This window comes from Shewanella seohaensis (assembly GCF_023283775.1).
Lineage (GTDB): Bacteria > Pseudomonadota > Gammaproteobacteria > Enterobacterales > Shewanellaceae > Shewanella > Shewanella seohaensis.
Map to the genome: position 1 here is coordinate 20342 of NZ_JAKILE010000014.1, position 22546 is coordinate 42887.

The window sequence follows — 22546 nt, forward strand, 5'->3', positions numbered from 1 at the left end:
AAAACTCAGGGAGTAAAAGGCAAGATGCGCTTAACCGATATCGAAATTGAACAGGCCCTTGATAACGGCACGATTGTGATTGAACCACGCCCAAGCAACGATGCGATTTCTGGTGTGAGTGTCGATGTGCGATTAGGGGGGCAATTTCGCGTCTTTAAAGATCATACCGCGCCTTTTATCGACCTGAGTGGTCCGAGTACGGAAGTGCAGGCGGCGCTTGATCGGGTGATGAGCGAAATCATCGAAATCCCTGACGGCGAAGCCTTCTTCCTACATCCCGGTGAATTGGCGCTCGCCGTGACCTATGAAAGTGTGACGTTGCCTGCCGATATCGTCGGTTGGCTCGATGGCCGCTCTTCACTGGCGCGTTTAGGCCTGATGGTGCACGTCACTGCGCACCGAATTGATCCGGGTTGGCAGGGTAAAATTGTGCTCGAGTTTTATAACAGTGGTAAGTTGCCTTTAGCGCTGCGTCCACGGATGACCATTGGTGCGTTAAACTTTGAACGGTTAAGTGGCCCAGTGGCGCGTCCTTACAACAAGCGTAAAAACGCGAAATATAAAGATCAGCAAGATGCGGTCGCCAGCCGTATCAGTCAGGACTAATACCCTTGATTTGGGTTAATGGGGTATCACAGGCAAGCATTGCTCCCATGGACAGAGGGCTTGCCTATGGTGATGGCCTATTTGCCACGATGCGAACCGATGCGCATGGCATTTTGTTTTTTGAGCAGCACCAGGCCCGTCTCACGGCAGGCGCTGCTCGGCTCGGGTTTGACTGGCAAATGAGTCAAGCCCTAAGCCAACAGCTCGATACTCTCGCCAAGCAATACCCACAGCACTGTATTAAATTGATGCTCACACGGGGCGTGGGTGGCCGTGGCTATGCGCCGCCGGAGCAGGTTCACGTCACTGAAGTCGTCTCAGTTCATCCTATTCCTGCCCAATATGCCTTGTGGCAGCAACAGGGCATTCGCCTTACGACGTCAGCGATCCAATTAGGTCATCAACCCTTGTTGGCGGGCATAAAGCACCTTAATCGCCTCGAGCAAGTGTTGATCAAATCCCAGCCCTTACCACAAGGTTTTGATGATTGGTTAGTGCTGGATTGCACTGGGCAGGTGATAGAGTCTTCGATGGCGAATATCTTTTTTGTCACAGGCAATCAAGTGATTACCCCATCGTTGGCGTACTGTGGCGTCGCGGGTGTGATGCGCGAACAAGTTATGTTAGCCTTACTTGCACAGCAGATGAATATCGATTGTTTGCCGTTTGGCGCCGAGCGTTTAGTGGAGTTTGACTCGGCATTTATCACTAACAGCGTCTTAGGCGTAGTGGATGTGCTGGCGATTGACTCGCGCACTTTTACTCCTTCTCCTTTGACTGCAGATCTTAGACAAACACTTTCACTCTCACTATGAAAAAAATCATTCTGATCGCAAGTTCTACTTTGTTGACCTTGCTGACCTTAGCTTGTTTGGTTGGTTATTGGGGCTATCGAACGATTATTGATTACAGCCAAACCCCCTTAGTGCTAACCGAAGCCAAAGAATTAACCATTGCCCGTGGCACCAGCGTGCACCAGTTGGCCCAACAGTTAGAAACCGATGGTGTTATCCAAGACAAATGGAAACTCAAATGGTTACTGAGATTGCGCCCAGAGCTGGCGAAGATCCGTACCGGTCTTTATGAGATGTCTCCTTCGCAGTCGATTGCCGACTTACTCAACGATTTAGTGAATGGCAAGGTGAAAACCTTCAGCCTGACCTTAGTCGAAGGCAAAACCATTGCCGAGTGGGAACAACAACTCGCGAGTGCGCCGCACTTACAGTTGTCTCCCGAAGTCTTTAGTGCGGTATTGATGGAGCAGGGCGATGATTCGGCGCTGCCTGAGGGTAAGTTCTTCCCCGATACTTACCATTACACTGCCGATAGCGATGCTAAGACGCTGCTCACCCAAAGTTATAAGATGATGGAGCAGGAGCTTGCCAAAGCATGGGCGGAGCGTGTGCCCGGTTTACCACTTAAATCGCCTTACCAGATGCTGATCTTGGCATCGATTGTTGAGAAAGAAACTGGCCAAGCCTTTGAGCGCGATCAAATCGCCGGCGTCTTTATCAATCGACTTAATCTGGGGATGAAGCTGCAAACCGATCCCACGGTGATTTATGGCATGGGTGACAGATTTAAAGGCAATATCACCCGTAAAGATTTAGTCGAAGAGACGCCGTTTAATACCTATAGGATTTTCGGCTTACCGCCAACACCGATTGCGGCACCGAGCAAGGCCTCATTACAGGCGGTGTCTAAGCCTGCCAAGGTCAGTTATTTGTATTTTGTGTCGCGCAACGATGGCACCCATGTGTTTTCCACCACCTTGGAAGAGCATAACCGCGCCGTCGATATTTATCAGAGAAAGAAAAAATGACCCAAGCATCCGCCAAATTCATCGTTGTTGAAGGACTGGAAGGCGCAGGCAAATCGAGTGCGATTGCCCTTATTCGCGATTTTATTGAAAAGCACACCGGCCTCGCACCCGTGTGCACCCGCGAGCCAGGCGGTACGCCGCTGGCCGAGCGCATTCGTGACTTAGTGAAAATTGCCGACCCAGGCGATCCTCTGTGTGATGAGTCCGAATGTTTATTGATCTACGCCGCCAGAGCTCAGCTCGTCGCCAATGTGATCAAACCTGCGCTGGCAGAAGGCAAGTGGGTGTTAGGGGATAGGCATAATTTGTCCTCCTTAGCTTACCAAGGCGGTGGACGCGGCTTAATGCCCTTAGTCGAAGCCGTGAGTAACGCGACGCTCAAAGGCTTTAAACCCGATTTAACCCTATATCTTGACCTTGATCCTAAGCTTGGATTGCAGCGCGCAGCAAAGCGGGGCGAGCTTGATAGAATCGAGCAACAAGCCATCGACTTTTTTGAACGGGCGCGCGCAACTTACCTCAAGCTTGCCAGCGAAGATGAGCAGATTGTCGTCATCGATGCCAGCCAAACCATGGCCGAAGTGCATAAAGATATTCTGGCCGTGTTACAGGCGATGGCATGGTAACGCAAAGCGGATTTGATGTATTAACCCTGCCTTGGCTCGATGCGCCAAGACAGGCGTTTTTAACCCAGTTACAAACCCAAAAAGTCCCCCACGCGCAACTCGTGGGTATCGATTCCGCCTATGGCGGTGAACTCTTGAGTATGTTTATGGCGCGCGCCGCCATGTGCTCACAACCCACTGCCACTGGCGGATGCGGTTTTTGTAAGTCCTGCCAGTTATTTGATGCGGGTAATCACCCCGATTTTTATCAAATTGAGGCCGATGGTCATCAAATTAAAGTCGACCAAATCCGTGAGCTGTGTACTCGCCTGAGTGCAACCGCCCAGCAGAGTGGTCGACGTGTCGCTATTATTCACCATAGCGAGCGCTTGAACTCAGCCTCCGCCAATGCGTTACTCAAGACGCTCGAAGAGCCGGGCAAAGACACTTTACTGCTATTACATTCCGATACGCCCGCGCGTTTAATGGCAACGATCAGCAGTCGCTGCCAACGGCTTCCCTTTGTGGTGCCGTCTAAGATGTTGATCAAAGACTGGTTAATTCAGCACTGTCAGATCCAAGAGGATGTGACTTGGTGTTTAAGTGTGGTTGGCGGCCCATTAAAGTTGGCCGAAAGTTTGCAGACAGATGGGACACAACCGAGTCGCTATCAAACTTTGTTAGGTTTTCGCAAAGATTGGGCGCAAAGTTTGTCGTCAGGCCATCTGTGTGCTAGTTTGTTAACGATAAGTGAACAACAAATCATTGATGCTCTTAAGGTTTTATACTTACTCCTGAGACAAATTTTATTGAAGTACGGCGACCAAGATGCGTTTGTGCAAGCGCAAATAGGGAACTTGGCGGCGAAAATCATGGGAATGTGTCATAGCTTAAGTGCAATGCCGAGTGTCAATTATTTAGGCTTGTGTCAAAGTTATGTCTTAGAATATAGAGAAATAACAAATAAGTAACATGCCATGGTCGATCTTGTCGTAAATTTTGATACCTTACATCAGCTTTACCGCGCCTATATGCCGTTTATCAAACCGGCAGGGCTGTTTGTCGCCACCGGAGAAACCCATTACCTCGGTGAGACGTTAACCATCGCCTATCGTTTACCCGGCGCGACCACCTCCAACGAGTTTCGTGGCGTGGTTGTGTGGATTAATCCGCTGGGCGCATCGGGCGGCCGCCCCGTGGGGATTGGGATTAAAATCGTTTCTGATCCCGACAGCCATAAACACCATATCGAAAAATTGTTATCCCGAGAGCTCGCTTCGGGCGACTTAACTTGCACTATGTAATTTCTATTGTGGTTAGCTAGGGCCTACACTGAGTATTTAACCTGAACTCGGGGTAACGAGTGTCGAAAATCTAAATTTAACAATCCACGCAAACCCAGTAACGTATTGTTTTTAAAGGTTTGCAATCTTTTTGACTGAATGCGCAGATTTTTGCGCATATCAAGGCGCTCTGTCGTACGCCATAGCGAGCTATGGTTAGACAGAGCAACGCAGAGAGGCCCGAAAAGATGCCTATTCAGCGACTCTACTTATCCCGAGCTCAGGTTATTTAGTGCTGAGTGATGCCTTAGCGGAATTTGACCTCGATCCCATCGCTGAGTATCCTTGTGCTCCTTTTTTGTTTCTCTGTGTGGAAATTGCTGTGCTTATCGATTCACATTGCCATCTCGATCGCCTGAAAGCGGCGCCCGATCAACAAACCTTAGAACTCATCCTCGCCAACGCAAAGGCGCGCGGTGTCGACTATATGCTCTGTGTCAATGTGCGCCAGCAGGGATTCGAGTCGATGCGTGACAAGGTTGCTGCTTTCGAGCAAGTGTTTTTGTCTTCGGGCGTGCATCCGCTGGATGTGAAAGACGGCCTCGATGTTGAGCAAATTCGCCGTTTCGCGATGGATCCGAAAGTGGTGGCTATTGGTGAAACCGGCTTAGATTATTTTTATGCCGATGAAACTAAAGCCCTGCAACAACAATGTTTTGAGCAACAAATAGCCTTGGCGGTTGAAGTCAATAAGCCGCTGATTGTGCATACCCGTGATGCCCGAGAAGACACCATCAACATGCTCAAAGCGGGGCAGGCGGACAAAGTCGGTGGCGTGTTGCATTGTTTTACGGAAAACTGGGAAATGGCCAAGGCGGCAATTGATTTAGGTTTTTATATTTCCGTTTCAGGCATTGTGACCTTTAAAAATGCCGGTGAGTTAAGAACCGTGATCCGCAAAGTGCCGAAAGAGCGTTTATTGGTGGAAACCGATTCGCCTTATCTTGCGCCTATTCCACACCGTGGACAGGAGAATCAACCTGCCTATGTGCGTGATGTGGCCGAGTTTGTGGCAGAACTGCGCGGAGAACGTTACGAAGATCTTGCCGAGTACACCAGTGAGAACTTCTTTAATTTGTTTAAGGATGCAGCCCGTTTAATCGGCCGATAAGACGTGTAGCATTTGCTTGAGTCCGCAAAGACTAAGCCTTGACTTACGCGTTGTGAGTAAAGTGCTAGTCGGTGAAGTTTGCCCCATAAATAAAAGCTGAACTCGATTAGGCGTAAGCCCATAAAAAAAGGCCCAAAACGATTCCAACTGTTTGGGCCTAGGGGAATGGCTCGTTGAAGAGCCGTGCGCTACAGATGAAAGCGCCATGCAGTGCGCTTTACAATAGACTCAGTGTAGTTGAGTTTAGTGTGAGTGACACTTTCTCTATTCCCTTTTTTAGGTTATTTCTCGCTAAAAAATGGTCGATTTATAACCATTATGCCTGCGGTGGTAGCAATAACACTTTATCTTTTACTAAGTCTCTGGGCAGGCTGTTTTTTAATTTATTGCCTAAATGTTTAGCCATGCCTAAGGGCGCGCCGCCATAACAGACAATCACTTCACCTTGAGCCTTACCTGTCGTATCGAGGGGAATATCTCGTCCCATCAAATACTCTTTCGCTTGCTCATCGCTAACGTCGACGACTTTAGCGCCGTTTGTCGCCCCCGAGGTAAGTGCTTTTCCCGCAAGCGCAATAATGGCTTCATGACGGACTTTAAAGCCATGTTTACTGTGGTCGGCCAGCTTAACCCCAATCCGCTGAAAGCGCATTTTGCCAATAAAATCTTTAAACTCATGGGGAAAGAGCCAAAACTCATCGTCGCGCACCATAATGAGATCATCGGGCAGTTCGATACCCAAATCATCGGCAAAATAGGCTTGAATGGCTTTGGCTTGTTTGGCACTTGCCTCCGTAAAGGGGAAATTCTTTTGCAATTTAGGCTCAGGTTGCAGGCGCGGCACCGAGCGGGTTTTAGTCAACTTCGCGACAAAAAAGCCTTCACTGTCGTAAATTTGCGGCCAAACGTGCAAAAAGCCTTCTGGCGTAGTGGCTTTTTCGGCGCCATCAAACAGTTGGCTTAAGGATTCAAATTGCACCGCATCGCCATAGGTTTGCTGTAAATATTCGCACACGCCTTGGTTTTCGTGCCGATTAAGGGTGCAAGTGGAATACACCAAACTGCCACCCGGTTTTAACGCCAAAAATGCAGATTCGATTAACGCTTTTTGGGTTTCGCTAATTTCGATCACCTCATCGAGGGACCAAGATTTTAACGCGTCCGCATCTTTACGGACTGTGCCTTCACCGCCGCAGGGGGCATCAATCAATACCGCATCAAAACTTTCATACAGATACTCGCCAAATACCCGTCCATCGAAGTGAGTCAGGGCGCAGTGACAGGCCCCCATGCGCAGCACATTGGCATGGAGCACTTTGACGCGGCTAGCGGAATATTCATTGGCGACTAATAAGCCTTGATTATTCATTAACGCTGCCATTTGCGTGGTTTTAGAGCCGGGCGCCGAAGCTAAATCTAATACACATTGCCAATTCGCATTCGGGGTAAATAGCGCAGTGGGGGGCAACATGGAGCTGGCTTCTTGGATATAGAACAATCCCTGAATATGCTCTAGGGCGTTGCCGAGCTGCTCTTCTTCATCGTAGCTTATCCAGAAACCATCCTCACACCAGGGAATGGGTTCAAAGGTCCATCCCTTAGGCTGCATTAATTGCTTAAAGTCTTCACTGCTGATCTTTAAGGTGTTGACGCGAATCGAGCGGCGTAGTGGTCTCGAACAGGCTGCGATAAAGTCATCCATTGAGAGATGGGCAGGCAGTTCTTGGGCAATAGTATTGATAAAATTTTGATTTAATTGAACCATAACGGGATTAGGCAGTGTATCAACTGCGGCAAGTATATCATAATCCCTTACTGGGCTGGGATTTTCTCCCTTGGCTTTTGCCATCAAAAACCGGTTATCACAGCAACATAAAGAAAAAGCATGGATAAAAATAAGGAAGCGGCAGAGTGCTAAATCGGGTGTGGTTAGTGTTTTTCCTCACATCGCTGCTGGCGATGGCGGTACAGCTTTTTAATGGGCATATTGAGGTGCTTGCCAACGCGGTAGAGGCCATGTTTGCCAGCGCTAAACTCGCTGCTGAAATCGCCCTAGGCTTAGTGGGCGTTTTGTCCCTGTGGATGGGATTAATGCGAATTGGTGAAAAGGCAGGCGTTGTTGGGGCGATTGCCTTTGTGTTTGAGCCGCTGCTGCGCCGATTAATGCCCGAAGTGCCCAAGGGGCACCCCGCATTTGGCAGTATGACGATGAACTTAACGGCCAACGTGTTTGGGTTGGATAATGCCGCCACGCCATTGGGGCTAAAGGCAATGCAGGATTTGCAGAGTCTTAATCCGGTCAAAACTGTCGCAACCAATGCACAAATTCTATTTTTAGTGCTCAATACCTCCTCGGTGACCTTAGTTCCTGTCACGGTATTTTTGTACCGTGCCCAGCAGGGCGCCGCTGCACCTGCAGACATTTTTTTACCGATTCTGCTCGCCACGTCTGCCTCAACCTTAGCGGGGCTTTTGATCGTCGCTGTTGTGCAGCGGCTTTCACTGCTCAATGCCGTGGTCCTCGGATATGGCGCGGTGCTGCTGTCGGCATTAGTCGCCAGTGGTTTTTATTTGATGACCTTAACGGCAGACGCGATTGGCACAGTGTCGACTGCCTTGGGCAACGGGATATTGCTACTGTTAGTCTTCAGTTTTGTGCTGGTGGCGGGCATGCGAAAAGTGGCGATTTATGATGAGTTTATCGAAGGCGCTAAGGCGGGGTTTAACCAATCGATTCAACTGATCCCGTACCTGTTAGCTATGCTGCTGGCGATTGGCTTACTCAGGGCATCGGGTGCGTTGGATTACCTGCTGCAACTGATTGCGAGTGGCGTGAGTCTTTTCGGGTTTGATACCCGTTTTGTCGATGCAATGCCAACCGCATTAATGAAGCCTTTTAGCGGGTCAGGCGCGCGGGCCATGATGCTCGAAACTATGACGCACCACGGTGTGGACTCCTTTGCGGGGCGCTTGGCAGCGATTTTCCAAGGGAGTACTGAAACGACTTTTTATGTGCTGGCCGTTTACTTTGGCTCTGTTGGGATCCGTCACGGGCGTCATGCGCTCGCCTGTGGTTTAACGGCTGATTTTGCAGGGATCTGCGCCGCGATTGCGGTCTGTTATTGGTTCTATGGCTAAGAATATGATGGCGAAAGGCTGATTGAGAGCGATGCAAACAGTCGCTTTAGCGGATAAAAATCAGGCGCATTAGAGTTTATCTAATGCGCCTGATTGTTAAATGATACTAAGCTTGCGGGACTGATTATCACGCAAACACACGGATTATAACTTAATCAGTGCACCATTACTTGCAATCTTGAATTCTATATTTTCTTTGAAATCAACCACCTTTGCAGGAAGATTTCCCCCACTATCAATGACCAACTCCATTAATGTGGAAGAAATATAATAATTAAGATCTTCTTTCTTAAAGAAGGTTTTAGCGACTAACTTGGGCTCGCCTGAATCATGCCGGATTACCGCCAAATGAGAAGCTGAATGGCGCTTAAACCCGGGAGGAATATAGATACTTCCTTGCTCACAATACTCTTGGATTAATTTTGAGTACTTTCCTTTCATGACTCACCTAAAGTTAAAACAGTTCCTTCACTAATGTTCCGTAATACAGGCCCTGAATGAAGGCCTTAGCAAAATGGATTTGCTACTGGGCTGGAGCCCATTCCTGCCATTCGCTCTGGGCTTTGTGCTGCAATGGGATCACTGTGCCTTGGTTTAAGCGATTACCTGCTTGCGTCGTTTCCTTAGTAGCGACATTAATGCCACCCGCTAATAGGGTTTCGAGCGAACCGGCTTCAATTTGTGCACCAGAGAAAATCCCCACGTCTACTTTAATGCCCGAAGCGTCCCAAAACTGACTGCTCTGATTCACTAAGTGACTGTACTGCGGCTCAATATGCGCTTGCATTAGCACACTGTTGCCTTGAGACGACAGGCTATAACCATCGATTTGGCCGACTTTAATGCCACGGAAGAAGATAGGCGTACCGACTTTCATTGAGCCTAGGTTGCTATCTTCTAAGGTAAATTTAAGTGCATCTTCGGCTACGTTGGCATAGCTGCTCTCAACCAATTTGGCCTGGAATTGACTCGCCTTTTGGTTGCTCTTACCCGGTAACACACCAATATAAGGCCCAGTGATTAAGGTTTCTGGCGCTTTGATCCCCGCTAAGGAGATTTGCGCATCAACCATATGGTACTCAGTATCACTGCGGCTGAAGTGCTCGGCATAGTCGCCATAGAGATAGGCGGTGGCCGTGAGGGTGGTTAAGTCGGCATTGAGCTTAACTTGCGTCACTTCACCCACCTGATGACCTTGATAACGAATGGCGGCCTTGGCAGCCAATTTCGCCGAGGCGGGTAAGGTGAGTTTGATGGCTTGAGCCTGCGCTAAGGCGAGCTGTTTACTTTCATATAGTTTAAGTGTTGCATTAGGCTCACTCGTTGAACTATCCAACAAACCTAAGCTGATGCTGCCCTTTAACGCACCCTGAAGTGGCGCGACGGCGACATCAATACCCGCAAGACTGGCACTGACATCCACGGCACTATTGCGCCAAAACACTTTAGGTTTTTGCACTAAGGGTTGGAACTGCTTATCGATAGCGATTTTAATCGCAAAGTCTTCGGTTTTACTCTGCCAGTTGACCGACTCCACACTGCCGATTTGCATTTTTTTATAGTAAATCGGTGAGCCTTGGCTGACATCTGCGCCATCTACGCTGGTGAGGGTAAAGTACAGACGTTGTTGCCGAGCAAAAAACTGTTTTGCTTCATCCATTGAGCTAAAGAGTGACAGGCGAGTATTCGCCGCAAGCGGGGTGTCGCTGGTTCCTGGGATAAGACTTACAGCCCCTTTGGTGAGGGTCGCCATATCGCGGGTTTTCACCGACACCCCATCGAGTGAGGCATCGATACTCAGCGCCGACTCGGGGATAAAATAGCTATCACTGCGAACTAAGCTAGCAAACTCAGGCTGCAGCTCGAGTTGATATTCAACGGCCGACAGATCTTTAGTTAATTTCACCGCCAGCACCTGACCGATAGGTAGCTGCTTATAACGCACTTCAGCACCTGCGGTGAGGCCCATGTTTTCTGTGGAGGTGATAGTGAGCTGACGTTTTTTGGCCTTCAATAGATCGGGCGCCGATTCTTGCAGGGCAAAACTGCTTGGCAGCGCCGTATTGGCATTGGTACCGGGTAAGAAGTTAATTACGCTTCCCGTGAGTAAACGCTCGGGGTTTTTGATCCCAGAGAGCGAAATATCGGCGCCTTCAAGCCAAAACAGCCCGTCACTGGTTAACAGGTTGGCGTATTCAGGCTCAAATTTTGCCACCGCAGTCACGCCGGTTGCCGTGAGTTGTTTGCTCTGCAGAGTGCCAATGGTGATGCCGCGATACATAATGCGAGTGCCTTTATCAATCGCATTGCCATCGGTCATGGTCAGGCTCACTTCAATTCCGCCAAGGGCGCTGGTTTCGGAATCGTAGAGGGCAAAACTGTCACCATTTTGTGCCGCAGGCGCTTTATCATCGGAGCTGAAACTCACGCCGCCCGCCAGAATGGAAGCTAAGCTCTCAGTGTTGACTTTAATGCCCGCTAAACTGGCGTCGACTTTTACGCCGGAAACGTTCCAAAAGTGAGAGTTTTTCTTCACTAAACGCGCATATTGCTCTTGGATAAAGGCGCTGATAATGACTCTGGCATTGCCATCTAAACGATAGCTAACTACGCTGCCGACGGGGATCTGACGAAAGAACACTGGCGAACCCACGTCTAACGAGCCGAGCTTATCGGCCGTCAGTTCGATCATTACCCCTTCTGAGCCCACCTGCATCGGTGGCGGTTGACGCTCAGCCTCGAAGAAGGTGGCGGTATTGCCTTTACCGGGTTGAATTGCGATATAGTTACCCGAAAACAGCGCATCTAAGCCTTCAACACCCGTAATGCTGGCTTTTGGGGTGACTAACCAAAAGAGGGTTTCTTTATTTAAGAAAGGCTTAGCGCGATAGTCCATCATGACTTTGACGTTTACGCCCTTAAGATCCTCGTCGATACCAATGTCTTTTACCTTACCGACAGTAAGACCTTGGTATTTGACTAGGGTTTTGCCCACATCGATCCCCGTGGCACTGGGGAAGTGGATCTGAATTTCAATGCCCGATTCTTTGATGCTCTTAATGCCCAGCCATGCGCCGAGTGCGAGCGCCACTATCGGGAGCAGCCAAATCGGCGAAAAGAGTTTTTTCTTCACAACTTTTGGCGATTCAATTTGTGTCATCTTGAGGTTCCAATCGATCCCAGAGTAAACGAGTGTCTAAAACTTTTGCGGCAAGTTGAGTCAGTAAAATCACCAATGCAAACGCCGTGGCCGCAGGTGCAGGCTTTGCATCGAGTAATTGCCCCATATTGACGAGGGCAACCGTCAAGGAGATCACAAACAAATCGAGCATTGACCAGCGGCCAATCCACTCAATCACATGAAATCCCACCATGAGTTTCTTTTTCGAAATCGGCAGATTAAAACTGATGGCACAGAGGTAAGTGGCCAAACCGATAATTTTCACCCAAGGCACTAAAATACTGGCAATAAATACAATAATGGCGATGGGCAACATATCCGAATGCACCAAATGGATAATCCCCGAAAAAATCGTATCGTGGCGCACTTGCCCTTGATTGGTGAGCATTGTAATAGGGTAGAGGTTGGCGGGAACCAACAAAATGGCGGCGGTGATCAGCAGCGCCCAACTTTTTTGTAAGCTGCTGTGATCACGGACATGGAGTTCGGCCTCGCAGCGGCTGCAGTGACTATTCTCACTGTTATTGAGCTGCCGGCACACTCGGCACAGGCACAGGCCTAAGTCTTTTCCCTGTTGCTGCATCTTAGTGTCGCTCCTGCATGAGAAGACTCCACATATGCTCAATATCGTATTCACGCTGCAAAAACAGAGTGACTACAAAAAGCATGGTGAAGCAGAAGGTGCCCATACCGAAGTAAATATCCGAGAAATCAGATAACTGAAATGATGACACCAAAAAGCTAATCACATAAATCTCCAGCATGGTGAGCTGGGATAGCAGCCCTTGCAGCTTTAATAACTGTTTGAGGCTGCGACGCCAAAATGGACTGCCAAGTCCCCATTTGACGATCAAAATCTGGCTGAGGATCGACAGAATCAATAATCCTGGGCCAATCACGGCGGCGGCGAGCACGGCTAATCCCACGACCCAATAACCTTGGTCGAATACCGCAAAGGCGCCCTGAAACACTGTAGTAGTACGAATGCTGCCCAAAAAGTGGATTTCGAGTACCGGAAAAAAATTGGCGGGAAAATAGAACACCAGCGCGGTAATACACAGCGCTAACATGCCGTTTACCGAGCAGTATGGTGTGTCATAAAGTGCGGTGCTGCAGCGCGGGCATAACGCCCTAACACCCGTAGGTAAGGCGCGCTTTCGAACGGCTAAGTCGCAGGAACGACAGAGGATTACAGAGTTTTCTGCTGTATTTTCATGCATATAAAAATATTAAATTAGCCCCAAAGCCATTGAGAGAGCAAATAATCCGCAATAAAACCATATTACAGGGTGAGATAGCACATTGCTTGACCCATCTCGACAACGAAAAGCGTACTCATAATACCAGAATAATCAGAACACTTGCATCACTAGTTCACTTTATGTCATCCTGATTACTGTATATAAAAACAGTGCGAGGGCAGTCATGGCAGTTATTACACAGTTTGTCGTGGTAAGAGAAGGGGTGGAGAAGATGACATTTACATCGAAAAAGGAGGCTGACGCCTACGATAAGATGCTCGACATCGCCGATAACCTCATTCCATTTATTCAAAAAGCGCAGCTCGGAATTGATGAAACCGTGAGCGAACAGCTCGCATTCTATTTTGCTAACAATAAAGATGAGCTGACAAACTTGCTTAAAGGCGTGGTTCAAGTTAATAGTACGCCATCAAAACAAAATGCAGCGAAAAAAGCGCCTAAGAAGGACGACGCTGCCGAATAATTTTTTAGGAAGTCTATGAAACCGCAATTTTATGAGTCACTGAATCGTCAAGCGCTGGCCTTACTCGAGGGCGAGGATGATTTAGTGGCTGCCATGGCTAACTTTTCTGCTTTGCTAAACGATAACTTAACCGAACTGAACTGGGTGGGTTTTTACGTGATGCGTGGCGAACAGCTGGTGTTGGGTCCTTTCCAAGGCAAAGTGGCCTGTACCCGTATTCCAATGGGTAAGGGCGTGTGCGGTACCGCCGCACAAACCAATCAGACGCAGCGCGTCGCCGATGTGCATCAATTTGATGGTCATATCGCCTGCGATTCGGCCAGTAATTCTGAAATTGTTATCCCAGTCCGCGCCGATGGTAAGGTTGTGGCCGTGCTGGATATCGATAGTCCTATTTTTGACCGCTTCGATGAAGAAGACCAAAAGGGCTTGGAATTATTGGTAAAAAGCTTCGAAAACTGCCTATTTGCTTAATTTGCGTACAATAACGCATAATTCATAGTCGCAATCGGTGGCGTGCGCCTTATAATAGCGCATGCACTGATAAGGCTTATTTTGAGTACTGCCGAAATAAGCCTGATAGGTTCAGCCGTGAAAAATTGTTAACTTATATTTTTTAACTTTAGTTAACTCGGCGAGAATGCTAATTTGTACTTTGGCTCATATGTGAGCTTAACCAAGATAAACGACTCGTAAGAAGCTGATTTTTATCACCTCGGATTCGATGTCCCTTTTTAACTGTGGAAGTAATGATGGAATCAACAGATAAGTTGACCGACACCAACGCAATTTTGGCGTATTTGTATGAAACATTTCCTTTGTGCTTTATTGCTGAAGGTGAAACTAAGCCATTAAAAATCGGATTGTTTCAAGATTTGGCTGAAAGGTTGGCTGATGATTCTAAAGTCAGTAAAACTCAACTGCGAGTTGCCTTAAGACGCTACACCAGCAGCTGGCGCTACCTGAAATCGGTAAAAGCCGGTGCACAACGTGTGGATCTTGATGGTCAGCCATGCGGTGAGTTAGAGCAAGAGCATATCGATCATGCTCAAGCGATGTTGAAAGAAAGCCAAGATAAAGCAAAAGCTAAGCGTGCAGCTCAAGCACCAAAAGCCGCGCCTGCGGGTAAAGCCCCTGCGAAGAAAGCCCCTAAGAAAGTTGCCGTGCCAGCACGTAAGACTGAGCGCCCAGCAAAAGCAGCACCTAAGGCGGAGCCTGCTGTTAACTTAGTTCAAGCGCAATTGACCGATTTAGCGAAGAAGCAACGTGTCAATGTTAAGTTAGGGATGACGCCAGTAGCCGGCGTGATCACCGACATTAACAAAGAGGACATTCATGTTCAGCTAGATAGCGGCTTAACGGTAAAAGTGAAAGCGGAACATATCCTGCTGTAATCATTTAATCAAACGGAGTAACTTGTTGATGCGAAAACTCACTTTGGCTACATCCATTGCCACTGTTTTTGCCGGATTCTCGGCTTGGGCTGTCCCCCCTACGATTCAAATCAGCGAGTTACCCACTCTCAAGCAGGAAGCGCAGCATAAAGTGGCGAGTAAGCGAGTGACGGATTTATACACTCGTTCCCACTATCATAGATTTGGATTAGATGATGCGTTTTCTGCTCAGATTTTTGACCGCTACCTGCAGCAACTCGACTACCGTCGTAATGTGCTGACGCAAGCCGATGTCGATAGCTTCAAACCTTACGTTAATCAGTTTGACGATATGCTGAGCTCGGGTGAACTCGAGCCTGCTTATAAGATGTTTGATTTGGTTCAGAAACGTCGCTACGAAGGTTTTGTATACGCACTCTCTCTGCTCGACAAAGAGATGGACTTTACCGTTCCGGGTGATGCCTACGAATACGATAGGGAAGATGTTGCTTGGCCAAAAGATCAAGCCGAAATCAACGAGTTATGGCGTCAACGTGTTAAATACGATGCGCTGAATCTGAAACTCACTGGCAAGAAATGGCCTGAAATCGTTGATATTCTGCAAAAGCGTTATAACAACGCCATCAAGCGTCTGACTCAGACCAATAGCGAAGATGTGTTCCAAGCGGTGATGAATGCGTTCTCCCGTAGCATCGAGCCACATACTAGCTATTTATCGCCCCGTAATGCTGAACGTTTCCAAATGGAAATGAACTTAAGCCTCGAGGGGATTGGTGCGCAGTTACAGCTTGAAGACGATTACACTGTCATCAAGAGTTTGATTGCAGGCGGTCCTGCGGCCAGCAGTGAAAAACTGTCGCCTGAAGATAAAATCGTCGGTGTAGGCCAAGAAGGCGGTGAGATTGTTGATGTGATCGGCTGGCGATTAGACGATGTGGTCGACCTGATCAAAGGGCCTAAGGGCAGTAAAGTCGTATTACAGATTTTACCTAAGAAGGGTGGCTCTAACGCTAAGCCGTTTAATCTGACCTTAGTGCGCGACAAAATCCGTTTAGAAGACCGTGCCGCAACCTCAAAGATCATCGAGCCGAAAGACGGTGAATACGCCAACCGTAAAGTGGGTGTGATTCAAATTCCTGGTTTCTATATGAATTTATCCCAGGACGTTGAAAAAGAATTGGTGAAGTTAAACGAAGCCAAGGTTGAAGGCGTCGTCATCGACTTACGTGGTAATGGCGGCGGTGCGTTGACCGAAGCCGTGTTACTGACGGGACTCTTTATCGATATGGGCCCTGTGGTGCAAGTGCGTGACGCCGATGGTCGAGTGTCTGCCCACCGTGATAACGATGGCAAGACGACCTACGCTGGCCCGTTAACCATTATGGTTGACCGTTACAGTGCATCAGCTTCGGAAATTTTTGCCGCCGCGTTACAAGATTACGACCGTGCGCTGATTGTTGGTGAGTCAAGCTTTGGTAAAGGCACTGTGCAGCAGCATAAGAGCCTTGGTCGAATCTACGACATGTACGAGAAGCCGATTGGCCACGTGCAGTACACGATCCAGAAGTTCTACCGTATCAACGGTGGCAGCACTCAGCTCAAAGGCGTAACCCCGAACATTGCTTACCCAAGTGCGTTAGAGCCGGGTGAATACGGTGAGGCGGAAGAGAAGAATGCTTTACCTTGGGACAAAGTGCCAATGGCGCAATACGGCACCCTAAACGACATCACCCCTGAGTTGGTGGCGAGTTTAGATAAAAAGCACCTTGCCCGTATTCAGAACAATGTTGAGTTTAACTATATCAATCAAGATATTGCCGACTTTAAAAAGCATCATAAAGAGAAAACTGTCTCCTTAGTTGAAAGTGAGCGCATTGCCTCACGTGAAGCCGATGAGAAGAAAGTCCTCGATAGAACCAACGAGCGTCGTGTTGCCCATGGTTTAGCCGCGGTTAAATCGATGGAAGACATTAAAGACAAAGACGACATTGAAGCACCGGATGCCTTCTTAGACGAAACGGCCTATATCACCTTAGATATGGCGGATGCAAAAAAGCTGGCTAACGCTGGCACTAAATAGGCGGTTATTGCGCCTGTTTACCGTATCTTAAAACGCGCTTATGGCGCGTTTTTCTTATTTAGAACAGTGTTAAAGGGAACGACATGACACAAGCACAAGCAAAATACCTTAAAGATTATCAAGCTCCCCAGTTCACGATCGAAACCATTGATTTAGATTTTAATCTCGATGGTAAAAACACTCTGGTTAAAGCCGTTAGCAAAGTCAAACGCACTTCTTCCCACACCAATCCCTTAGTGCTCGATGGTGAAAGTTTGACCTTAGTGAGTGTGGCCATTGATGGACAAGCGGCGACGTATCACGCGAGTGAAGGGCAGTTGTCTATCGAGACATCGCTGAATGAATTTGAGTTGACCATCATCACCCAACTCGATCCCGAGGCTAACTCAAGCCTCGAAGGGCTCTATATGTCCGACGGCGCTTACTGTACTCAGTGCGAAGCCGAAGGCTTTAGACGCATCACGTATTTTCTCGACCGCCCCGATGTATTAGCCAAATACACTGTGCGAATCGAAGCCGATAAGCTGGCGTTTCCGTTCCTGCTCAGCAACGGTAACTTGATTGAAAAAGGCGAACTCGATGGTGGCCGTCATTACGTGCGCTGGCAGGATCCCTTCCCAAAACCCGCCTATCTGTTTGCCCTAGTCGCTGGTGATTTCGATCTGCTGCAGGATGAGTTTATCACCCGCAGTCATCGCAAAGTGGTACTACAAGTGTTTGTCGATAAAGGTAATTTACACAAAGCGCACCATGCAATGGCGTCCCTGAAAAAGTCTATGGCCTGGGATGAATCTCGTTTTGACCTAGAATACGACTTAGATATCTACATGATAGTCGCGGTCGACTTTTTCAATATGGGGGCGATGGAAAACAAAGGCTTAAATATCTTCAACACCAAGTATGTGTTGGCAGATACTTTGACCGCAACCGACGATGATTACCACGGTATTGAATCTGTGGTCGGCCATGAGTACTTCCATAACTGGACGGGTAACCGCGTGACTTGCCGTGACTGGTTCCAATTAAGCCTCAAGGAAGGCTTGACAGTGTTTCGCGATCAAGAGTTTAGTTCGGATTTAGGCTCTCGTGCTGTGAACCGAATTCACGCGATTAAAGTCATCAAAAACCAGCAGTTTGCTGAAGACTCAGGCCCAATGGCGCATCCGATCCGCCCCGAGTCTGTGATTGAGATGAATAATTTTTATACCGTCACTGTTTATAACAAGGGCGCCGAAGTTATTCGCATGATGCACACCCTGTTGGGTGAAGCCCATTTCCAAGCGGGGATGAAGTTATACTTCAAACGTCACGATGGCCAAGCCGTGACTTGTGATGATTTTGTCGCGGCGATGGAAGATGCCAGTGGAATCGATCTAACTCAATTCCGTCTCTGGTATAGTCAGGCGGGCACGCCAATTGTTACCGCAAGCGACAGTTTTGATGCCGAGACTGGAACTTACCAGTTAACCCTCAAACAAACGTTAGCTGGTTGTGCTTCACCCTTGCATATTCCCTTTAGCTTAGAGCTGTTAGATGAGAAAGGGCTGTCACTGGTAAATCAAGTGCTTGATTTTACTCAAGCAGAGCAAGTCTTTACATTTGAAGGTATGCGCCATAAACCCGTGGCATCCTTACTACAGGATTTCTCTGCACCGGTTAAATTACATTATCCCTTTGAAATCGATCAGCTTGTGCATTTGATGCGCTTTGCCTCGAGTGAAGTGGCACGTTGGGAAGCGTCGGTGGCGCTCGTGAGTCAAGCGATTTGGCAAAATGTGGCGCATTTACAGCAACATCACACCATGACATTAGACGAGCGTGTGAAAGACAGTTTCAAAGGTGCCTTACTCGATGAGCAGTTAGATCAGGCGCTGATGGCGGAAATGTTAGCTATACCATCGGCCTCAGCGTTGATTGAACAAACCGACACTGTCGATTTAGATGCCTTAGCTTTAGCCCGTGAATTTGTGCTCACAGAGCTTGCCGCCTATTGTGAAGATGAATTAACGGCGCTGTATCGCTCATTGGTAAACCGTGATTGCACAAAAGCGCGAGCGCTGAAAAACCAATGTCTTAACTGGTTGAGCCGAGTCAGTAGTGAGGCCGAAAGCTTTGTGGTTGAGCAGTTTGATAAGGCTGCCAATATGACCGACTCACTTGGCGCATTAAGTGCGGCGAATGTCGGCTCGTTACCTTGCCGCGAACATTTGATGGCAATGTTTGAAGCCCGCTGGCGCGATACGCCGCTGGTGATGGACAAATGGTTCATGCTGCAGGCGACCCATGATGTGGAAGGTGTGATAGATAGCTTGCGTCAATTACAACAACACGCGAGCTTTAGCATGAGCAATCCTAACCGCGTACGTTCACTGATTGGCAGTTTCGCAGCGGGAAATATTTATCAATTCCACCGCGCCGATGGCAAAGGTTATGAGTTTTTAACTGAATGTCTTATCAGCTTAAATAAACTCAACCCGCAGGTTGCGGCGCGTATGGTGACGCCACTCATCCAATTTAGTAAGTTTGATGAGGCGCGCCAAGCCAAGATCAAGGCTTGTTTAACGCGATTATTGGCGCTGCCTGAACTGTCGAAAGATTTATTTGAGAAGGTATCTAAGGCATTAGCACAGTAGCTATGAAGAGGGCAGCATTATGCTGCCTTCATTCTTCCAAGCAGTAATTGAGCAGTTAGGGCTAAATTGAAGGCCATGCACCCTAGTTATACTATTTAACGAGTTAAGTTAAATCTAAGGTATGACACTTAATACTATTGAAAATGATGGCCTTTTGACGAGGGTAGTAGAGTGTTCTTTGTCCCAGTGGGGCCGGTAATTCAAGGCAATAGCTCGGTATCTACGACATGCTGTTTGTTGGCCCTACAGCTGTAATTGACCCATCGTAAATAGCCACTACCAGTTTTATGCCGATTATTTGAGTTTTAATATGGAATTGTATTTTAAGCTAAATCTAAGTTATCGAGAGTTTTTACCTTACTATCAAGGCATTGCCGATAAGGTTGAAGTGCGTGAGCGTCAGGGGCGGATCCTGTGGATTAATGGCCGACATTTTAGGCGTTTTTTAACCGATAACGGTATTCATGGGCAGTTCAAACTGGTGCTCGATGATAAAGGGCAATTTGTGTCGCTAGAGCAGTTAGCCTAATAAATTGTTGATTTTTACTTAGAGTAATTACTTTAAACGGTCGACTAATTACAATCACGGAAATATGATATTTTCTTTGTAATTATGTTAATGAAATATAAAGTTTTTTGTCTGTTTTTTCCCGCGCTTTTTAATCTTCTGCTTTTCTAATTTAAATCCCATCCCTGTAGTAGATGACATAAATGTGTCTACGTGCTTAATTCTTTAGAAAATTTTCTCTAACTGTGCCTTGCTCATGGGGATTAATTGCTGTAACAATGATGTTACCTGTGAGCTAACAAGATGTTGGTTGTAATTCCAAGAACAAAGAATCCAGCAGGGTACGGAGAGCTAAAATGAAAATTGTTAAAAAAAGTTTTAACAAGTCGGCGCTTGCTTTGGGGGTGGCGTCGGCATTGAGTTTATTGATGGTGTCGAATGTTAATGCGGTTGCGTTCGATTGGGGGGAGATACAAGGGACTTTTGACTCGACTTGGACTGCTGGTGCCAGTTGGCGTGTAGGGGAGCGCGATTGGGATGGACAAATTGGTAAGGTAAACCAGCCACAGTTTGATTGGTCAAACTACACTGCATTTGGCAATACCAAATACACATCTGCTGAGATTTGGGCACAACCTGGTTCTTATTCTAGTAACAACGATTTGAGTAATTTACTTTACTCTCAAGGTGATACTACATCCGAAATCGTTAAAGGATTACACGAGTTATCCCTTAAGTATGAGAACTATGGCCTATTCGTTCGTGGCATGTATTTTTACGATCGTAAGCTAAACGATGGTAACTACGACTTCAATGACCCGTTAACAGGGAAAGAATACGATCCTTGCCGCGACAGTAAAGCGTCTGAAGTGCAATGTAAGGACATCCGTCTGCTGGATGCCTTCGTCTACGCGAATTTTGATTTAAACGACGGTGCTAACCCGCTTTCTATCCGTGTGGGTAACCAAGTGGTTTCTTGGGGTGAAAGTACGCTGATCGCCCACGGTATTGGTGAAATCAACCCTGTCGATTTGAACATCTTGAACGCGCCAGGTGCGGAACTCAAGGAAGCCTTCCGTCCTCAGGGTATGGTGTGGGCCTCATTGGGGATCACCGAAAACCTATCGGTAGAAGGTTTCTATCAATATGATTGGGAACCCGTTTGGATCCCAACCCCTGGTTCGATTTTTGCTACTAACGATTTCGCCGGTTACGGTGGTTATAACCAGAACGCGCAGTTAGGCTTTAATGCTAACCCTGACATCAATTTAGATTTCTTAACGCAGGAATATCAGAAACTGGCTGGGATGATCGCCAGTGGTCAAACTATTCCTACACAGCAATTGGTAGCGATGGCTCTGGCTTATCCAACTAAAGTGACGTTAGTGCAAGATGAGCAAGCACCAAGCAACGGTGGCCAATATGGTATCAAGCTAGGTTATTACGCCCCTGAGTTAGGCGATACCGAGTTTGGTTTCTACTTTATGAACTACCACAGCCGTCGTCCGCTGATCAGCGGTACAGCCGCCGACTTTAGCACTGGCGCACTGTTGTCAGATCTTGCGGTACTGGGTCAAAACGCGAGTGATATTAACCGTGAATTGCTGCTCAGCTTAAAGAGCTTCTCTAAGGCGCAAATTGTTTACCCTGAAGACATTAAACTCTATGGCTTCAGCTTTAACACTTCGCTTGGTGATACCTCTGTGGGCGCCGAAATCGCTCACCGTCAAGATGAACCGCTACAAATCGATGACGTAGAACTGCTGTTTGCGGGTATGCCACAACAGTTAGCCAACGCGGGTATTCGCCCCGATTTCGACGGCATTTCACAGATTGATGGTGTACAACCTGGCGAAACCGTTGACGGTTTTATCCGCCTCGATACCACTCAAGCGCAAGTCACTTTCACGCATTTATTCGGTCCTACCTTGGGATTGGATAACCTGACGATGTTGGCTGAAGTCGGTGGGGTATGGATCCACGATATGCCAGGTTTTGATGAACTGCGTCTTAATGGCCCTGGTACTGCACGTTCTGGCGGTAATCCCGATATGCCAGGCATCATCCAAGCGCTGCACAATGGTCCAGAAACCAACCCATTCCCAACGGATTTTGCTTGGGGATACCGTCTGGTGGCTAAAGCGGACTTTAACAACTTGTTTGCGGGCGTGAACATGTCTCCTCGGTTGATTTTCTCACACGATGTAGACGGTATTACGCCTGATCCTATGTTCCTCTTTACCGAAGGACGTAAGTCAGTGGCCTTGGGTCTGAATTTTGAATACCAAAACCGTTGGGGCGCAGACTTATCCTACAACAACTTCTTTGGCGGTGTAGGAACAACCAACGCGATGTCAGATCGTGATTATATTTCTTTCAATATCAAGTATTCGATCTAAA

General features: G+C 47.8%; 20 protein-coding genes. 15 read left to right on the top strand and 5 right to left on the bottom strand.

The window, feature by feature from the left end:
- Window positions 1-24 precede the first annotated feature (24 nt).
- The 7 genes from dcd (at window position 25) to L2713_RS15730 (ending at window position 5487) form a co-directional block, all read left to right on the top strand.
- Complete coding sequence (gene dcd / locus L2713_RS15700; RefSeq protein WP_055648412.1) at window positions 25-606, top strand: dCTP deaminase; 582 nt, start codon at window positions 25-27, stop codon at window positions 604-606.
- 5 nt (window positions 607-611) lie between these two features.
- The gene (pabC, locus tag L2713_RS15705) at window positions 612-1421 is read left to right on the top strand and encodes an aminodeoxychorismate lyase (RefSeq protein ID WP_248968520.1); all 810 of its coding nucleotides are present in this window, start codon (window positions 612-614) and stop codon (window positions 1419-1421) included.
- Window positions 1418-2428 carry an endolytic transglycosylase MltG gene (gene mltG / locus L2713_RS15710; protein ID WP_011622436.1) on the top strand — a complete coding sequence of 337 codons (1011 nt, stop codon included), beginning with the start codon at window positions 1418-1420 and terminating at the stop codon, window positions 2426-2428. Before pabC ends, mltG begins: the two co-directional genes overlap by 4 nt.
- Window positions 2425-3054, top strand: a complete 630-nt coding sequence (gene tmk, locus L2713_RS15715) for a dTMP kinase (RefSeq protein WP_248968521.1) — start codon at window positions 2425-2427, stop codon at window positions 3052-3054. Before mltG ends, tmk begins: the two co-directional genes overlap by 4 nt.
- Window positions 3048-4004 carry a DNA polymerase III subunit delta' gene (gene holB, locus L2713_RS15720; protein WP_248968522.1) on the top strand — a complete coding sequence of 319 codons (957 nt, stop codon included), beginning with the start codon at window positions 3048-3050 and terminating at the stop codon, window positions 4002-4004. Before tmk ends, holB begins: the two co-directional genes overlap by 7 nt.
- Before the next feature lie 6 nt (window positions 4005-4010).
- A complete protein-coding gene (locus L2713_RS15725; protein WP_011622439.1) occupies window positions 4011-4337 on the top strand; it encodes a PilZ domain-containing protein in 327 nt (108 codons plus the stop codon).
- Between the two features lie 361 nt (window positions 4338-4698).
- Window positions 4699-5487: a TatD family hydrolase gene (locus L2713_RS15730; protein WP_248968586.1), complete on the top strand. Its 789-nt coding sequence runs from the start codon at window positions 4699-4701 to the stop codon at window positions 5485-5487.
- A 316-nt stretch (window positions 5488-5803) separates the two neighbouring features.
- Here the strand turns inward: L2713_RS15730 and rsmF are convergent, their stop codons facing one another.
- Complete coding sequence (gene rsmF, locus L2713_RS15735) at window positions 5804-7252, bottom strand: 16S rRNA (cytosine(1407)-C(5))-methyltransferase RsmF (RefSeq protein WP_248968587.1); 1449 nt, start codon at window positions 7250-7252, stop codon at window positions 5804-5806.
- Window positions 7253-7398: 146 nt separating this feature from the next.
- On the opposite strand from rsmF, the gene L2713_RS15740 reads away from it, so the two are divergent.
- Entirely contained in the window at window positions 7399-8625 is a 1227-nt protein-coding gene (locus L2713_RS15740) for a nucleoside recognition domain-containing protein (RefSeq protein ID WP_248968523.1), read from the top strand.
- 144 nt (window positions 8626-8769) lie between these two features.
- On the opposite strand, the gene L2713_RS15745 is transcribed toward L2713_RS15740, so the two are convergent.
- The 4 genes from L2713_RS15745 to L2713_RS15760 all read right to left on the bottom strand — a co-directional run bounded on the left by L2713_RS15745 (window position 8770) and on the right by L2713_RS15760 (window position 13026).
- On the bottom strand, window positions 8770-9066 hold the full coding sequence (locus L2713_RS15745; RefSeq protein ID WP_109286166.1) for a hypothetical protein: 297 nt from the start codon (window positions 9064-9066) through the stop codon (window positions 8770-8772).
- An 82-nt stretch (window positions 9067-9148) separates the two neighbouring features.
- Window positions 9149-11785 (bottom strand): PqiB family protein, encoded by a 2637-nt coding sequence (locus L2713_RS15750; RefSeq protein WP_248968524.1) that lies wholly within the window; start codon window positions 11783-11785, stop codon window positions 9149-9151.
- The gene (locus tag L2713_RS15755) at window positions 11772-12389 is read right to left on the bottom strand and encodes a paraquat-inducible protein A (RefSeq protein WP_088211614.1); all 618 of its coding nucleotides are present in this window, start codon (window positions 12387-12389) and stop codon (window positions 11772-11774) included. The genes L2713_RS15750 and L2713_RS15755 overlap by 14 nt, the downstream gene beginning before the upstream one ends.
- A 1-nt stretch (window position 12390) precedes the next feature.
- The gene (locus L2713_RS15760; protein WP_248968525.1) at window positions 12391-13026 is read right to left on the bottom strand and encodes a paraquat-inducible protein A; all 636 of its coding nucleotides are present in this window, start codon (window positions 13024-13026) and stop codon (window positions 12391-12393) included.
- 205 nt (window positions 13027-13231) lie between these two features.
- On the opposite strand from L2713_RS15760, the gene L2713_RS15765 reads away from it, so the two are divergent.
- The 7 genes from L2713_RS15765 (at window position 13232) to L2713_RS15795 (ending at window position 22545) form a co-directional block, all read left to right on the top strand.
- A complete protein-coding gene (locus tag L2713_RS15765) occupies window positions 13232-13531 on the top strand; it encodes a YebG family protein (RefSeq protein ID WP_089067972.1) in 300 nt (99 codons plus the stop codon).
- A gap of 15 nt (window positions 13532-13546) precedes the next feature.
- Complete coding sequence (locus L2713_RS15770; RefSeq protein ID WP_011625985.1) at window positions 13547-14005, top strand: GAF domain-containing protein; 459 nt, start codon at window positions 13547-13549, stop codon at window positions 14003-14005.
- 278 nt (window positions 14006-14283) lie between these two features.
- On the top strand, window positions 14284-14925 hold the full coding sequence (gene proQ / locus L2713_RS15775; RefSeq protein ID WP_083757891.1) for an RNA chaperone ProQ: 642 nt from the start codon (window positions 14284-14286) through the stop codon (window positions 14923-14925).
- A 28-nt stretch (window positions 14926-14953) separates the two neighbouring features.
- Window positions 14954-17005, top strand: coding sequence for a carboxy terminal-processing peptidase (gene prc, locus L2713_RS15780; RefSeq protein WP_248968526.1), 2052 nt, complete (start codon window positions 14954-14956; stop codon window positions 17003-17005).
- A gap of 83 nt (window positions 17006-17088) precedes the next feature.
- The gene (gene pepN, locus L2713_RS15785; protein ID WP_248968527.1) at window positions 17089-19638 is read left to right on the top strand and encodes an aminopeptidase N; all 2550 of its coding nucleotides are present in this window, start codon (window positions 17089-17091) and stop codon (window positions 19636-19638) included.
- Between the two features lie 310 nt (window positions 19639-19948).
- Window positions 19949-20167 (top strand): DUF2835 domain-containing protein, encoded by a 219-nt coding sequence (locus L2713_RS15790; RefSeq protein ID WP_011622451.1) that lies wholly within the window; start codon window positions 19949-19951, stop codon window positions 20165-20167.
- A gap of 335 nt (window positions 20168-20502) precedes the next feature.
- Window positions 20503-22545, top strand: a complete 2043-nt coding sequence (locus L2713_RS15795) for a DUF1302 domain-containing protein (RefSeq protein WP_248968528.1) — start codon at window positions 20503-20505, stop codon at window positions 22543-22545.
- The last annotated feature ends 1 nt before the right edge of the window (window position 22546 follow it).

Excerpts from the sequence above, each read along its gene's own strand:
- L2713_RS15750 (WP_248968524.1), bottom strand. The coding sequence starts at position 11,785 with ATGACACAAATTGAATCGCCAAAAGTTGTGAAGAAAAAACTCTTTTCG.
- holB (WP_248968522.1), top strand. The coding sequence starts at position 3,048 with ATGGTAACGCAAAGCGGATTTGATGTATTAACCCTGCCTTGGCTCGAT.
- L2713_RS15795 (WP_248968528.1), top strand. The coding sequence starts at position 20,503 with ATGAAAATTGTTAAAAAAAGTTTTAACAAGTCGGCGCTTGCTTTGGGG.
- L2713_RS15760 (WP_248968525.1), bottom strand. The coding sequence starts at position 13,026 with ATGCATGAAAATACAGCAGAAAACTCTGTAATCCTCTGTCGTTCCTGC.
- L2713_RS15770 (WP_011625985.1), top strand. The coding sequence starts at position 13,547 with ATGAAACCGCAATTTTATGAGTCACTGAATCGTCAAGCGCTGGCCTTA.
- proQ (WP_083757891.1), top strand. The coding sequence starts at position 14,284 with ATGGAATCAACAGATAAGTTGACCGACACCAACGCAATTTTGGCGTAT.
- mltG (WP_011622436.1), top strand. The coding sequence starts at position 1,418 with ATGAAAAAAATCATTCTGATCGCAAGTTCTACTTTGTTGACCTTGCTG.
- L2713_RS15790 (WP_011622451.1), top strand. The coding sequence starts at position 19,949 with ATGGAATTGTATTTTAAGCTAAATCTAAGTTATCGAGAGTTTTTACCT.
- pepN (WP_248968527.1), top strand. The coding sequence starts at position 17,089 with ATGACACAAGCACAAGCAAAATACCTTAAAGATTATCAAGCTCCCCAG.
- L2713_RS15755 (WP_088211614.1), bottom strand. The coding sequence starts at position 12,389 with ATGCAGCAACAGGGAAAAGACTTAGGCCTGTGCCTGTGCCGAGTGTGC.
- prc (WP_248968526.1), top strand. The coding sequence starts at position 14,954 with ATGCGAAAACTCACTTTGGCTACATCCATTGCCACTGTTTTTGCCGGA.
- L2713_RS15725 (WP_011622439.1), top strand. The coding sequence starts at position 4,011 with ATGGTCGATCTTGTCGTAAATTTTGATACCTTACATCAGCTTTACCGC.
- dcd (WP_055648412.1), top strand. The coding sequence starts at position 25 with ATGCGCTTAACCGATATCGAAATTGAACAGGCCCTTGATAACGGCACG.
- L2713_RS15745 (WP_109286166.1), bottom strand. The coding sequence starts at position 9,066 with ATGAAAGGAAAGTACTCAAAATTAATCCAAGAGTATTGTGAGCAAGGA.
- L2713_RS15765 (WP_089067972.1), top strand. The coding sequence starts at position 13,232 with ATGGCAGTTATTACACAGTTTGTCGTGGTAAGAGAAGGGGTGGAGAAG.
- rsmF (WP_248968587.1), bottom strand. The coding sequence starts at position 7,252 with ATGGTTCAATTAAATCAAAATTTTATCAATACTATTGCCCAAGAACTG.
- tmk (WP_248968521.1), top strand. The coding sequence starts at position 2,425 with ATGACCCAAGCATCCGCCAAATTCATCGTTGTTGAAGGACTGGAAGGC.